Raw genomic sequence first — 14,252 nt, 5'->3', positions numbered from 1 at the left:
TGAGAACAAAGCTTGCTCCCACAAGTCGGCGGTTACAGCAGCACCTCGTCAGCCCGGCCGCCCTCCTCCTGAATCACCAGATGGATGAAATGCAGCTTGGTGATCACCGCGGCGGGTACGACGAACGGGTAGAAATCCGGTTGGCCCATGCTGCGCGACAGTTCGTTGAGCATGCCGGCCAGTTCGATCCAGGCGTTGACGAACGAAAGAAAGGCCACGCCCCCCGTATGTTCAGGGTCGAACAAGGTCTCGGGCGGGAACGGCTGGTAGTCGAAATCCATTTCCCCGGCGCTCATGCCAAAACCCAGGGCCGTGTCCACCGCGTCCATCATATGCAGGTAATGCGCCCAGGTTTCCGCCCAGTCTTCCCAAGGATGCATGGTGGCGTAGGCGCTGACGTAGTGGGTTTGCCAGTCCAGCGGCGCGCCTTGCTGATAGTGACGTTCCAGGGCATCGCAATAGCTGGCCCGCTCGTCACCAAACTGCTCGCGAAATGCATCGAGCCAATGGCTGTTGGCGATCAACCGGTCCCAGTAGTAGTGCCCCACCTCATGACGAAAATGCCCGAGCAAAGTGCGATACGGCTCGCGCATCTGCTGGCGCACATGCTCGCGGTGGGCATCGTCGGCCTCTTTGATGTCGAGCGTGACCAACCCGCTGGCGTGGCCGGTGGTCGGAGGCGTGCCATCGAGGTCGACGCCGATGAAATCGAAGGCCAGCCCCTCACTTTCACTGACGGTTTTTGGGATGACAGGCAAACCGAGGGTGATCAATTGCGCCACCAGCCGCCGCTTGGCGGTTTCGACCTTGCACCAGCGTTCGGGGTTTTCCGGGATCGACAGGTCGGGAATGGTGCGGTTCAAGCTACAGGCGATGCACAAGGTGTCGTGCCCATTGGCCGGCAGCAGCCAATTGCAGGCCGCCGGCGTGTCGAGGTTGGCGCAACGGCGAAACAACCCGGCTTGTGGGTCGGCATCCAGGGTCCAGGTGCCAGGCTGCTCGCCGGGTTGCAGGGACGACAAGCGGCTTTGCTCGGGCTGATAGCCCAACACCGCCTGGCAGGCCAGGCACTGGCTGTTGCGAAAAAACAGCGACTGGCCGCAACGACACGGCCAGATTTTGCTGTTACGCGAGCGATCGCCCGTAAAGGGCGCGGCGATGCGTGAACTCAGTTGCTCGAAGAAGCGGTACATGGTGATCTCCGGGGGCCTGCAAGACTAGATCCCCTCCTGTGCGTGATCGTTCCCAGGAGCGTGCGAATCATCCGAAGATTGTGAGCATTGTGTAGGACGCTGCCGGGTCGGGCTACCCCGCCTTGCGCCATTGCCTACAACTGCGCCAGAATCCGCCGGCTTGTGCGCCTATGGGCCGGACTTTATCGTTTCCGGGTCGCTGACGAATCAGCGATCGGGTTTAGCGACCCGGATCATTCTAGGTGCATAAGCGGCCCATGCTTCGTTGCAGGTCTAACTGCAATGACGTTATGGCGGCTGTATGTGGGAGACCTTCGAGTCTGCCGGGTGCCTATGACCGGTTCGCTAACCTGCGTGCAGCCGCCACCATTTCTGTTTAGCGACAGGCCTTGGTGGCTCCATCCCATAGGAGCGTCACCATGTTCAAAGCAACCCCCAACCCACCGGACACCGATCCAACATCCCCGCACAAAACCGCCGCCGCTAAGAAACTCGACGAAGCCGCCGAGCGCGCCCTCGACTTCTACCTGAAGCCAAAACCGGAAACGCCGGAAGCTGATCCCGCACCCGCTCAGCTCTTCACCGTGATCAACGGCATCGACACCGAATGCCTGCTCGCCAACCTCAGTGAAACCCTGGCTTCGGCCGATGCCATGATCAGTGATCTGGCGTTCGAGCTGGAGGGTTCGCGGCGGCATGTGGCGCTGGGTATTCAGCAGTTGATCGAGCTGGGAGGGTTGCTGGCGAATCGGGCACTGGATAACGTCGACCCGCGCTAGCCGACTCGCCACATAACCCTGTGGCGAGGGGATTTATCCCCGCTGGGCCGCGCAGCGGCCCCAATCCTTTCGACTCAATCAACCAGACAGACCGAGATGGCAGATTTTAGGGCTGCTGCGCAGCCCAGCGGGGATAAATCCCCTCGCCACAATGGGTCCGAGTTTCCTGGCGACATGACTAAACCGTGATGCCGTGCTGACTCAAGAACGCCACAAACGCTTCTTCATCCAGCACCTTGAGCCCCAGCTCATTGGCCTTGGTCAGTTTCGACCCGGCCCCCGGCCCGGCGACGACGCAATGGGTTTTCGCCGACACGGAACCGGCCACCTTGGCCCCCAGGCTTTCCAGTTTGTCCTTGGCGACATCGCGGCTCATCAACTCCAGCGATCCGGTCAGCACCCAGGTGTGCCCGGCTTCGGGCAAACCTTCGACGACTTTTTTCTCGCTCTGCCAGTGCATGCCGAAGGCCTGCAGTTGCTTCTCGGCGGCTTCGGCTTGTTGGCGGTTGGCGGCGATGGCGAAGAACTCGCGCACGGCGTTGGCCTGTTTTTCCGGCAGGGCCTGGCGCATGTCCAGCCAGTCGGCGTTCATCACCGCTTCGAGCGAACCGAACTTGTCCGCCAGCTTCTGCGCCCCGCCCGGCCCGACCGAGGGAATGTTCAGCTTGTCCAGGAAACCGCCCAGGGTGGTGCTGGCGGAGAACTCGGCGCCCAGTTCGCCCTGGTCCTGGATATCCAGGCCATGGCGCAGCAAGCCCTCGATCACCTGGCGGTTGTGCGAGTCTTCGAAGAAGCTGTGGATCTCGTGGGCCACTTCCAGGCCGACGTCCGGCAAGTACGTGAGCACTTGCGGCAAGGCCGCTTGCACACGCTCCAGTGAGCCGAGGGAGCGGGCCAGGACCTTGGCGGTTTCCTCGCCCACGTCCGGGATGCCGAGGGCGTAGATGAAGCGCGCCAGGCTCGGCTTCTTGCTGTCGACGATGGCCGCCAACAGGTTCTTGCTCGACAGTTCGGCGAAGCCTTCCAGGTCGACCACTTGCTCGAAGGTCAGGGCATACAGATCCGCAGGCGAGCCCACCAGCCCCTCGTCCACCAACTGTTCGACGCTCTTCTCGCCCAGGCCTTCGATGTCCATGGCCCGGCGCGACACGAAATGAATGATTGCCTGCTTGAGCTGCGCACCACAGGCCAGACGACCAACGCAGCGGTACACCGCGCCTTCGCTGATGGTTTCACGACCCTTGCTGCGCTTGACCAGCTGCGTACGCTCCACATGGGAGCCACACACCGGGCACTGTTGCGGGATTTCAACGGGACGGGCGTTTTCCGGGCGACGCTCGGTGACCACTTGCACCACTTGCGGGATCACGTCACCGGCGCGGCGGATAATCACCGTGTCGCCGATCATCAGGCCCAGGCGCGCCACTTCGTCCATGTTGTGCAGCGTGGCGTTGGCCACGGTCACACCGGCTACCTTGACCGGCTTGAGCCGCGCCACGGGTGTCACGGCGCCGGTGCGGCCGACCTGGAACTCGACGTCCAACAGTTCGGTGAGTTCTTCGCTGGCCGGGAATTTATGGGCGATGGCCCAGCGCGGTTCCCGGGCGCGGAAACCCAGTTCGCGCTGGGAGGCGATGCTGTTGACCTTGAACACCACGCCATCGATTTCGTATGGCAGCGCGTTACGCCGCTCGCCGATGTCACGGTAGTAGTCCAGGCACTCGTCGATGCCGTGGGCCAGTTTCAGTTCGCGACTGATGGGCAAGCCCCAGGCCTTGAGCTGCTTGAGATTGCCGATGTGGGTGTCGGCAATGTCCGCCGTCACCTGGCCGATGCCGTAACAGCAGAATTCCAGCGGACGATTGGCGGTGATCTTCGAATCCAGCTGGCGCAGGCTGCCCGCGGCCGCGTTGCGCGGGTTGGCGAAGGTCTTGCCGCCCGCCTCCAGTTGCGTGGCGTTGAGACGTTCGAAGCCGGCCTTGGACATGTACACCTCGCCGCGCACTTCCAGCACCGGCGGCCAGCCACTGCCCTGCAGCTTGAGGGGGATGTTGCGCACCGTGCGCACGTTAACGCTGATGTCTTCGCCGGTGGTGCCGTCGCCGCGCGTGGCGCCGCGCACCAGCAGGCCGTCCTGGTACAGCAGGCTGACCGCCAGGCCGTCGAGCTTCGGCTCACAGCTGTACTCCACCGCAGCGCCACCGCCCAGCAAGTCGCCCATGGGCAGGTCGAGGCCTTCGGTCACCCGGCGGTCGAATTCGCGCATGGTGGTTTCGTCGAAGGCGTTACCCAGGCTGAGCATCGGGATTTCGTGGCGGACTTGGCTGAAGGCCGACAGTGCAACACTGCCGACACGCTGGGTCGGGGAGTCGCTGGTCACCAGCTCCGGATGCTGCTCTTCCAGGGCCTTGAGCTCATGGAACAGGCGGTCGTACTCGGCGTCCGGGATGCTCGGTTCGTCGAGGACGTGGTAGCGGTAGTTGTGCTGATCCAGCTCGGTACGCAGCTGTTGGATGCGGGTTTGGACGGCAGTCATGGATGTTCTCTCATAAAGCAAAAGAGCAGCCTAGGCTGCTCAATTTTTTGAAATCATCGGCAGTCGGACCTGAGCCCGCCGAACATACAACCTGTGGCGAGGGGATTTATCCCCGCTGGGCTGCGAAGCAGTCCCAAAGCTAACGACTCAACTAGCTGATAAGGCCAAGGGGCCAGGATTTAGGGCTGCTGCGCAGCCCAGCGGGGATAAATCCCCTCGCCACAAAAGCCCTTCAGCCAGAAAAATTCTGCCGACTTTAGCGCTTCTGGGTCAGCGCCCGGCGTTCGAATTCGACGATGCGCTGGCGGTAGTGTTCGATGGTCTGGGCGGTCAGCACGCTGCGCTGGTCGTCCTTCAGCTCACCGTTGAGTTCCTGGGACAGCTTGCGCGCCGCGGCCACCATCACGTCAAAGGCCTGCTTGGGATGACGCGGGCCGGGCAGGCCGAGAAAGAAGCTCACCGCTGGGGTGCTGAAATGGTCGATGTCGTCCAGGTCGAACACGCCTGGCTTGACCGCGTTGGCCATGGAGAACAGCACCTCGCCGTTGCCGGCCATGCTTTCATGGCGGTGGAAAATGTCCATCTCGCCAAAACGCAGGCCGCTCTCCAGGATGTTCTGCAACAGCGCCGGGCCCTTGAAGCCGGCCGGGTCGCGGCAGATCACGCTGATCACCAGCACTTCCTCGGCCTGGGCCTGGTCCTTGTCGCCGCGCACGGGTTTGTTCTCGTCCGGGAAGTCGTCGTCGCGGCTGCTGAAGCTCGGGCCGCCGTCCAGGTCAAGATTGAGGTTCAGGTCGCCCTGGGACGGTTCGCTGTTGCGCTTGCCGCGCTTGGAACCCGTTTCCCGTGGCTCGCGCACTGGCGCGCTCATCGACGGCAGGTCATGCTCATCCAGTTGCGGCTCCTTATGGGTATCCAGCACCCGGGGCGGGCCCAACAGCTCGGCATTGCCATCGTCATCCGGCAGGTTCGACAGGCTGCGGTCGAGACGAAACTTGAGTTTCCCCTTGCCGCCGCGCATGCGGCGCCAGCCGTCGAAAAGAATACCGGCAATGACAATAATGCCGATGACGATCAGCCACTCGCGCAGACCGATTTCCATGTAATCCCGTGCCTCTATAAAAATGCTGAAAAATAAGGGGCTTAGCTATGTGCAAACCGCTTTAAAACGTGGCGCCAACTCTATGTTCTGAATGGCGTTTTGCCCACGCATACGAAAAATTGACATTAAACTAGCACGACCAAAGATAACTTTACACCGTCTGTCGCGTAGGCTTGCGCCATTCTGTGAATTGAACGACAAGCCCAAGGCTCAAAAAAATCCTACAGCATCCTAAATAGATGCCCTACAAGCAGTGTTTCACGCGTCCACCATCGCCATCGCCTCCTCCACATCCACGGCCACCAGACGCGAGCAACCCGGCTCATGCATGGTCACGCCCATCAACTGGTCGGCCATTTCCATGGCGATCTTGTTGTGGGTGATGTAGATGAACTGCACCGTTTCAGACATCTCTTTTACCAGCCGCGCATAACGCCCCACGTTGGCGTCGTCCAGCGGCGCGTCCACCTCATCGAGCATGCAGAACGGCGCCGGGTTCAATTTGAAAATGGCAAAAACCAGGGCCAATGCCGTCAGCGCTTTTTCACCCCCGGAGAGCAAATGGATGGTGCTGTTCTTCTTGCCCGGGGGACGCGCCATGATGGTCACCCCTGTATCGAGTAAATCTTCGCCCGTCAGTTCCAAGTAAGCGCTGCCGCCACCGAAAACTTTCGGGAAAAGTGCCTGCAAACCGCCGTTGATCTGATCAAAGGTATCCTTGAAGCGATTACGGGTTTCCTTGTCGATCTTGCGGATGACGTTTTCCAGGGTCTGCAACGCTTCCACCAGATCGTCGTTCTGGGCATCCAGATAGCGCTTGCGCTCGGACTGCTGCTGGTACTCGTCGATGGCCGCCAGGTTGATAGCGCCCAGACGCTGAATGCGCGCGGCGATGCGTTCCAGCTCTTCTTCGGCGTCTTTCTCGTTGGCCCCGGCCACCAACGTGGAGAGCACGCCGTCGAGGTCGTAGCCGTCTTCCAGCAATTGGTCCTGCAAGGCTTTGCGGCGCACCGTCAGGGCCTGCCATTCCATGCGTTGCGGTTCCATCTGGCTGCGGATCAGCTGGGATTGCTGTTCGGCCTGGCTACGACGCTTTTCGGCGTCGCGCAGTTCGCGGTCGGCATCTTCCAGGGCAATTTGCGCAGTCTTGAGTTCTTCATCAACGCTCATGCGCTTGTCGAGCAACTCTTCGAGTTTGAGGCGCAACTCTTCCAGCGGCGCTTCGCCCTCCTCCAGGTTCAGGCTCAATTGCTCGCGCTTTTCGGTCAGGCGTTCGGACTGCATTTCCAGCCGCTCCAACGCTTGGCGCGTGGAATCGTACTGGGCCTTGAGCGAGCCCAGGCGCACCGCCAACTGATGGGCGTGATCCTTATGCTGGCGGGCATCCTGGCGCACCCGGTCGAGGCGTTCGCGCAGACTGTCGCGCTGAGCCAGCAGCAACTCGCGCTGCTCGGTGTCCACGGCCATGGCATCGAGGGCTTCCTGCAGTTGCAGGCGCGCTTCACCGATCTGCTCATGCTCCAGCGCCCGCTGCTCGCCCAGCTCGGCGATTTCTTCCTCAAGGCGCGTGCGGCGCAAGGCCAGTTGTTCAACCTTGGCCTTGCCGGCGGACAACTGCGCCTTGAGCTCGCCCTGCTGGCGTGCTTCGTCCTGCAACAACCGACGCAAGTGTTCGCGACCATTCTCCTGCTGGCGCTGTTGCGCCCGCAGATTCTGTAATTCGGTTTCCAGGGCTTCGACGCTCGCTTCGCGTTCTTCACGCTCGGCGCTCAGGCGCTGGATTTCCTGGCCTCGGGCAAGCATGCCGCTCTCGGCTTCGCTGGCCCGGCGCACCCGCAGGAAATGCCGACCGACCCAATAGCCGTCCCGGCTGATCAGGCTTTCCCCGGCCGCCAGTTGTCCGCGCAGGGCCAAGGCCTGTTCAAGGCTGTCCACCGGTTTCACCTGCCCCAACCAGGGAGACAGGTCGACCTGGGCCTCGACTTTATCCAGCAAGCTGCCCGGCATCCGCACGCCATCGCCAGCCGGGCTGAGCAGGCGCAGATCGCCCTGGGTGAAGCCCGACAGATCGAAGCCTGCGAAGTCATCCACCAGCACCGCTTGCAGATCGGCGCCCAGCACGGTTTCCACCGCCAGTTCCCAACCGGCATCGACCTTCAGGCCTTCGGCCAGTCGCGGACGCTCGGCCAGATGCTGGTCGCGCAGCCATTCGGCAGCGCCGGTGCCGGGGTCCAGCGCCGCTTGCTGCAAGGCCTCCAGCGAAGCCAGACGGCCATTGAGGCGCTGCAATTCACCCTGGGCCTGCTGCTGATTCTGCAGGGCCAGTTGCAAGGCCTGGCGCAGTTGCTCGAGCCGCTCGACCTGGGCATCTTCGCTGGCTTGCAAGTCTTCAAGGGTGGCTTCGCTGGCAGCCAGTTGTTCGCTCAGATCGACAATCGCCGCGTCTTCAGGGTCCGCCGCGAGCAAGGCGCGCTCTTCGGCCAAACGGCGCTGACGCTCGGCCAGGCGTTCCATGCTGGCTTCCAGTTGCTGGATGCGCGACTGCTGGACTTCGGCCTGACGCCGCGGCTCGGCAGAGCTCAGGTTGAAACTGTCCCACTGCTCTTGCCAGCCATGCATGCTCAGCTCGGCTTCTTCCAGGGCGGCGGCAGCCTCTTCGGCGGCGGCGCTGGTGAGTTCCTGCTCGGGCGTGAGCCGGTCCAGTTCTTCGCCCAGGGTCAGCAGCAACGTGCGGTCGTGGCCCAGGTGGGATTCGGTTTCCAGGCGCGCGCGCTCGGCCTCTTTCAAATCATCCTGCAGCTGGCGCAGCCGTTGCTGACCGTGCTGGATGCTCTGCTCGACCCGGGCGATGTCGCCACCCACCGAATAGAAGCGCCCTTGCACCAGGTTGAAGCGTTCGGACAGGTCGTGGTGGCCGTCACGCAGGCGCTCGATGGCGGCGTCGGCATTGCGCTGCTCGGCCACCAGGGCTTCAAAGCTGACTTCCTGATTGCCAATGATCGCCTCGCGCTGGCCGACCTGCTCGTTCAGCGCCTGCCAGCGCAGGGCCGAAAGCTGGGCCTTGAGCTGACGTTCTTCGCCTTTGTATTCCTGATATTTCTTGGCGGCTTCGGCCTGGCGGTGCAAGCGCTCGAGCTGGCGTTCGAGTTCTTCGCGCAGGTCGGTCAGGCGGGCCAGGTTTTCGTGGGTGCGACGGATGCGGTTTTCGGTCTCGCGGCGCCGCTCCTTGTACTTGGAGATGCCGGCGGCTTCTTCGATGAAGTTGCGCAGGTCTTCGGGCTTGGCCTCGATCAGCTTGGAGATCATGCCCTGCTCGATGATCGAATAGCTGCGCGGGCCGAGGCCGGTGCCGAGGAAAATATCGGTGATATCGCGACGTCGACATTTGGCGCCGTTGAGGAAATAACTGTTCTGGCTGTCGCGGGTCACTTTGCGGCGAATGGAGATTTCCGCGTAGGCCGCGTACTCGCCAATCAGGGTGCCGTCGGAATTGTCGAACACCAGCTCGATGCTCGCCTGGCTCACCGGTTTGCGACTGGTGGAGCCGTTGAAGATGACGTCGGTCATCGACTCGCCGCGCAGGTTCTTGGCCGAGCTCTCGCCCATCACCCAGCGTACGGCGTCGATGATGTTCGACTTGCCGCAACCGTTGGGCCCGACCACCGCCGCCATGTTACTGGGGAAGTTCACCGTGGTCGGGTCGACGAAGGATTTGAACCCCGCCAGTTTGATGCATTTGAGCCGCACGTTCAGGCCGCCGTCAGGGCAGAAACCACCAGATCGCAACTGCGCTGGGCATAGGCCGTCAGCACGATGCGGATCTGCGGCAAATCACGGGCCAGCACAGCAGTCAGCAGGCGCTGGAACAGGTCGAGGAATTCGCTCATCTCGGCCTTGCGTTGTTCCAGGGCCAGGAAGTAGGCGCGGCTCATGGCCGGTTGCAGGTTCTCGACGGTTTCCTGCAAGTACGGGTTGTTGGCAAAGGGATACGCGGCGCGCATCACGCTGAAACTTTCATCGACGAAGGTGCGGATGTCCTGGCGCGCGAAGGCGTCCTGGAGACGCTGCTGGATCTCGATGAACGGCGCCATGTCGGCCTGTTCCTGCCAGCCATGAGCCACGGCATTGCCCAGCAGGATGTACAGCTCGCTCATCAGCGCACAGAGGCTGCGCACCTTGTGTTCGCTCAATTCGGTGACGTGTGCACCACGGCGCGGCAGGATCGCGATCAGATGCCGGCGCTCCAGTATCAGCAAAGCCTCACGGACCGAACCGCGACTCACGTTGAGCGCCAGCGTGACCTTCTGCTCCTGGATGCGCTCGCCCGGCTTCATTTCACCACGAATGATGCGCTCGGCCAGGTGATGGGCGATTTGCTCGGCGAGGCTGTCCGGGGCCTTGAACGTCATGGTTGTCCTTCAAACTCTTCGATTTGCACAAGCGGCGCAGTGTAGCGCACTCAATACGTCATGGCGCAGGGCCTGCAGCGGGTTTTTGGCACGATCCAAGCAAAAAAGTTTGAGCCCTCATCCTGAAACAGAATCTGTGGAAGAACCTGTGGGAGCCGAGCTTGCTCGCGATAGCGGTCTGTCAGCATGCATCCATACTGAATGTACCGCCGTCATCGCGAGCAAGCTCGGCTCCCACAGGGTTCTACAGTGTCTATAGACCGTTGTTCATCGACCAAGCGGATTTTCTTGACCTTTAAGTCAGAAAATCGTTGACCGCAAAGTCAGACCTGCTAAATTCAGCCCAAGTCGATACAACAATAATGAGTCTGCGAGGCCTTCCGTGATCCAGTTTTTACTCAACCAGGAACTCCGTAGCGAGCACGCCCTGGACCCGAACCTGACCGTGCTCAACTATTTGCGCGAACACCTCGGCAAATCCGGCACCAAAGAAGGCTGCGCCAGCGGCGACTGTGGTGCGTGCACCGTGGTGGTGGGCGAGTTGCAGACCGACGAGGACGGCCGTGAACGCATTCGTTATCGCAGCCTCAATTCGTGCCTGACCTTCGTCTCGTCCCTGCACGGCAAGCAGTTGATCAGCGTCGAAGACCTCAAGCACCAGGGCCAGTTGCACAGCGTCCAACAGGCGATGGTCGATTGCCACGGTTCGCAATGCGGCTTCTGCACACCGGGCTTCGTGATGTCCCTGTTCGCCCTGCAAAAGAACAGCGAACAGCCCGACGCCCATAAGGCCCACGAAGCCTTGGCCGGCAATCTGTGCCGCTGCACCGGCTACCGGCCGATTCTGGCGGCCGCCGAGCAGGTCTGCTGCGCCAGGCAAGCGGACCAGTTCGACGCCCGCGAAGCCGAGACCATCACTCGCCTCAAAGCCATCGCACCGACTGACACGGGTGAACTCAACAGCGGCGACAAACGCTGCCTGGTGCCGTTGACCGTGGCCGACCTGGCCGATCTTTATGACGCGTATCCCCAGGCGCGCCTGCTGGCCGGTGGCACGGACCTGGCCCTGGAGGTCACCCAGTTCCATCGCACCCTGCCGGTGATGATCTACGTGGGCAACGTCGCTGAGCTCAAGCGTATCGAGCGTTTCGCCGATCGCCTGGAGATTGGCGCCGCCACCGCACTCTCCGACTGCTACGAAGCCTTGCAGGCTGAATACCCGGACTTCGGCGAACTGCTGCAGCGCTTCGCTTCGTTGCAGATCCGCAACCAGGGCACCTTGGGCGGCAACATCGGCAACGCCTCGCCGATTGGCGACTCGCCGCCCTTGCTGATCGCCCTCGGCGCGCAGATCGTCTTGTGCAAGGGCCAGACCCGTCGCACCCTGGCGCTGGAAGACTATTTCATCGATTACCGGGTGACCGCCCGCCAGGAAAGCGAATTCATCGAGAAGATCATCGTGCCCCGGGCCAGCGCCGAGCAGGCGTTCCGCGCCTATAAGGTCTCCAAGCGCCTGGACGATGACATTTCCGCCGTATGCGCGGCGTTCAACCTGCGTATCGAGCATGGCGTGGTCCAGGACGCCCGGATGGCCTTCGGTGGCATGGCCGCGACGCCCAAGCGCGCCAAGCATTGTGAAGCCGCGTTGATCGGTGCCGCGTGGAACGACAACACCGTCGAACGTGCCTGCGCCGCACTGGCCGAGGACTTCACACCGCTGTCGGACTTCCGCGCCAGCAAGGAATACCGCCTGCTCAGCGCCCGCAACCTGCTGCGCAAATACTTCATCGAACTGCAAACGCCGCACATCGAGACTCGGGTGACCGCTTATGTCTAACCATCACGCCGTAGAGAAGACTCAAGCCGAGCTGGCCGAACTGTTCGCCCGCGACCTGACCACCGGCGTGGGCCGCAGCGTCAAGCATGACAGCGCCGCCAAGCATGTGTCCGGCGAAGCCCAGTACATCGATGATCGCCTGGAATTTCCGAACCAGTTGCACGTCTATGCCCGGCTGTCGGACCGCGCCCACGCCCGGATCTTGCGCATCGACACCGCGCCTTGCTACGCCTTCGAAGGCGTGCGCATCGCCATCACCCATGCAGACGTGCCCGGCCTCAAGGACATCGGCCCGCTGCTGCCCGGTGACCCGCTATTGGCCATCGATGACGTGCAGTTCGTCGGCCAACCGGTGCTGGCCGTTGCCGCCAGGGACCTGGAAACCGCGCGCAAGGCAGCGATGGCGGCCATCATCGAATACGAAGATCTGGAACCGGTGCTGGACGTGGTCGAGGCCCTGCGCAAGCGGCATTTCGTGCTGGATAGCCACACCCACCAGCGCGGAGATTCGGCGGCGGCACTGGCCAGCGCCGAGCATCGCATCCAGGGCTCGCTGCACATTGGCGGCCAGGAACACTTTTACCTGGAAACCCAGATTTCCTCGGTGATGCCCACCGAAGACGGCGGCATGATCGTCTACTGCTCCACACAGAACCCCACCGAAGTGCAGAAACTGGTGGCCGAAGTGCTGGACATTTCGATGAACAAAGTCGTGGTGGACATGCGCCGCATGGGCGGCGGCTTTGGTGGCAAGGAAACCCAGGCCGCCAGCCCGGCGTGCCTGTGCGCGGTCATCGCCCACCTCACCGGCCAACCGACCAAGATGCGCCTGCCCCGGGTCGAAGACATGCTGATGACCGGCAAGCGCCACCCTTTCTACATCGAATACGACGTCGGCTTCGACAGCACCGGGCGCCTGCACGGTATTGCCCTGGAGCTGGCCGGCAACTGCGGTTGCTCGCCAGACCTGTCGGCCTCGATTGTCGACCGGGCGATGTTCCATGCCGACAACGCCTACTACCTGGGCGATGCAACCATCAACGGCCATCGTTGCAAGACCAATACCGCGTCGAACACCGCTTACCGTGGCTTCGGCGGGCCGCAAGGCATGGTCGCCATCGAAGAGGTGATGGACGCCATCGCCCGGCATCTGGGGCTGGATCCGCTGGCGGTGCGCAAGGCCAACTACTACGGCAAGACCGAGCGTAACGTCACCCACTACTACCAGACCGTCGAGCACAACATGCTCGAGGAGATGACCGCCGAACTCGAGCAAAGCAGCCAGTATGCCGAGCGCCGCGAAGCGATCCGCCGCTACAACGCCAATAGCCCGATCCTGAAAAAAGGCCTGGCGCTGACCCCGGTGAAATTTGGTATTTCCTTCACCGCCAGCTTCCTCAACCAGGCCGGGGCGCTGATTCATGTCTATACCGACGGCAGCATCCACCTGAACCATGGCGGCACGGAAATGGGCCAGGGCTTGAACACCAAAGTCGCGCAAGTGGTGGCCGAAGTGTTCCAGGTGGAAATGGACCGGGTACAGATCACCGCGACCAATACCGACAAGGTGCCGAACACCTCGCCCACCGCTGCCTCCAGCGGTGCCGACCTCAATGGCAAGGCTGCGCAGAATGCCGCCGAAACCATCAAGCAGCGCCTGGTGGAGTTCGCCGCGCGGCAGTACAAGGTCAGCGAAGAAGACGTGGCGTTCCACAACGGCCATGTGCGGGTGCGCGATCACATCCTGACGTTCGAGGCGCTGGTGCAGCAGGCGTATTTCGCCCAGGTCTCGCTGTCGAGCACCGGTTTCTACAAGACCCCGAAAATCTATTACGACCGCAGCCAGGCCCGGGGCCGGCCGTTCTACTACTACGCCTACGGCGCAGCGTGCGCCGAGGTAATCGTCGACACCCTGACCGGCGAATACAAGATGCTGCGCACCGACATCCTCCACGACGTCGGCGCCTCGCTGAACCCGGCCATCGACATCGGCCAGGTCGAGGGCGGTTTCATCCAGGGCATGGGCTGGCTGACCATGGAAGAGCTGGTATGGAACGACAAAGGCAAGCTACAGACCTGCGGCCCGGCCAGCTACAAGATTCCGGCGGTGGCCGACATGCCGCTGGATCTGCGGGTCAAGCTGGTGGAAAACCGCAAGAACCCGGAAGACACGGTGTTCCATTCCAAAGCCGTGGGCGAACCGCCGTTCATGCTCGGCATCGCCGCGTGGTGCGCCATCAAGGATGCCGTGGCGAGCCTGGGGGATTACCAGCACCAGCCGAAAATCGATGCACCGGCGACACCGGAGCGGGTGTTGTGGGGGTGTGAGCAGATGCGTGGGTTGCGGGTGGCGAAGGTTAAGGAAGCCGAGCCCGAAGCCATTTGATGATCGTTCC

At 62.2% G+C, this 14,252-nt stretch carries 8 protein-coding genes; 3 read left to right on the top strand and 5 right to left on the bottom strand.

Annotated features, from left to right (window positions below; translation table 11 throughout):
• Positions 1-32 precede the first annotated feature (32 nt).
• A complete protein-coding gene (locus T3A99_RS25400; RefSeq protein WP_047227169.1) occupies positions 33-1,193 on the bottom strand; it encodes a zinc-binding metallopeptidase family protein in 1,161 nt (386 codons plus the stop codon).
• Positions 1,194-1,612: 419 nt separating this feature from the next.
• Between T3A99_RS25400 and T3A99_RS25395 the strand changes: the two genes are divergently transcribed.
• Positions 1,613-1,972, top strand: a complete 360-nt coding sequence (locus tag T3A99_RS25395; RefSeq protein WP_160891993.1) for a DUF6124 family protein — start codon at positions 1,613-1,615, stop codon at positions 1,970-1,972.
• 178 nt (positions 1,973-2,150) lie between these two features.
• Here the strand turns inward: T3A99_RS25395 and ligA are convergent, their stop codons facing one another.
• The 4 genes from ligA to T3A99_RS25375 form a co-directional block, all read right to left on the bottom strand.
• Positions 2,151-4,508: an NAD-dependent DNA ligase LigA gene (ligA, locus tag T3A99_RS25390; RefSeq protein WP_076385642.1), complete on the bottom strand. Its 2,358-nt coding sequence runs from the start codon at positions 4,506-4,508 to the stop codon at positions 2,151-2,153.
• Between the two features lie 256 nt (positions 4,509-4,764).
• Complete coding sequence (zipA, locus tag T3A99_RS25385; protein WP_047227166.1) at positions 4,765-5,610, bottom strand: cell division protein ZipA; 846 nt, start codon at positions 5,608-5,610, stop codon at positions 4,765-4,767.
• Positions 5,611-5,868: 258 nt separating this feature from the next.
• Positions 5,869-9,357, bottom strand: coding sequence for a chromosome segregation protein SMC (gene smc, locus T3A99_RS25380; RefSeq protein WP_322834920.1), 3,489 nt, complete (start codon positions 9,355-9,357; stop codon positions 5,869-5,871).
• A 2-nt stretch (positions 9,358-9,359) separates the two neighbouring features.
• Complete coding sequence (locus T3A99_RS25375; protein WP_047227164.1) at positions 9,360-10,019, bottom strand: GntR family transcriptional regulator; 660 nt, start codon at positions 10,017-10,019, stop codon at positions 9,360-9,362.
• Positions 10,020-10,401: 382 nt separating this feature from the next.
• Between T3A99_RS25375 and xdhA the strand changes: the two genes are divergently transcribed.
• Positions 10,402-11,856: a xanthine dehydrogenase small subunit gene (gene xdhA, locus T3A99_RS25370; protein ID WP_173407155.1), complete on the top strand. Its 1,455-nt coding sequence runs from the start codon at positions 10,402-10,404 to the stop codon at positions 11,854-11,856.
• Positions 11,849-14,242 (top strand): xanthine dehydrogenase molybdopterin binding subunit, encoded by a 2,394-nt coding sequence (gene xdhB / locus T3A99_RS25365; RefSeq protein ID WP_173407156.1) that lies wholly within the window; start codon positions 11,849-11,851, stop codon positions 14,240-14,242. The genes xdhA and xdhB overlap by 8 nt, the downstream gene beginning before the upstream one ends.
• Positions 14,243-14,252 lie beyond the last annotated feature (10 nt).

It is taken from the genome of Pseudomonas sp. N-137, from assembly GCF_034555295.1.
GTDB classification, from domain to species: Bacteria; Pseudomonadota; Gammaproteobacteria; order Pseudomonadales; family Pseudomonadaceae; genus Aquipseudomonas; species Aquipseudomonas rhizophila.
Note: the sequence above shows the minus strand (reverse complement) of the source record. Positions and strands in the feature narration are given on the sequence as shown.

What these genes read in the sequence shown, in the direction of transcription:
- ligA (WP_076385642.1), bottom strand. Translation starts at nt 4,508, where the DNA reads ATGACTGCCGTCCAAACCCGCATCCAACAGCTGCGTACCGAGCTGGAT.
- T3A99_RS25395 (WP_160891993.1), top strand. Translation starts at nt 1,613, where the DNA reads ATGTTCAAAGCAACCCCCAACCCACCGGACACCGATCCAACATCCCCG.
- zipA (WP_047227166.1), bottom strand. Translation starts at nt 5,610, where the DNA reads ATGGAAATCGGTCTGCGCGAGTGGCTGATCGTCATCGGCATTATTGTC.
- T3A99_RS25400 (WP_047227169.1), bottom strand. Translation starts at nt 1,193, where the DNA reads ATGTACCGCTTCTTCGAGCAACTGAGTTCACGCATCGCCGCGCCCTTT.
- xdhB (WP_173407156.1), top strand. Translation starts at nt 11,849, where the DNA reads ATGTCTAACCATCACGCCGTAGAGAAGACTCAAGCCGAGCTGGCCGAA.
- T3A99_RS25375 (WP_047227164.1), bottom strand. Translation starts at nt 10,019, where the DNA reads ATGACGTTCAAGGCCCCGGACAGCCTCGCCGAGCAAATCGCCCATCAC.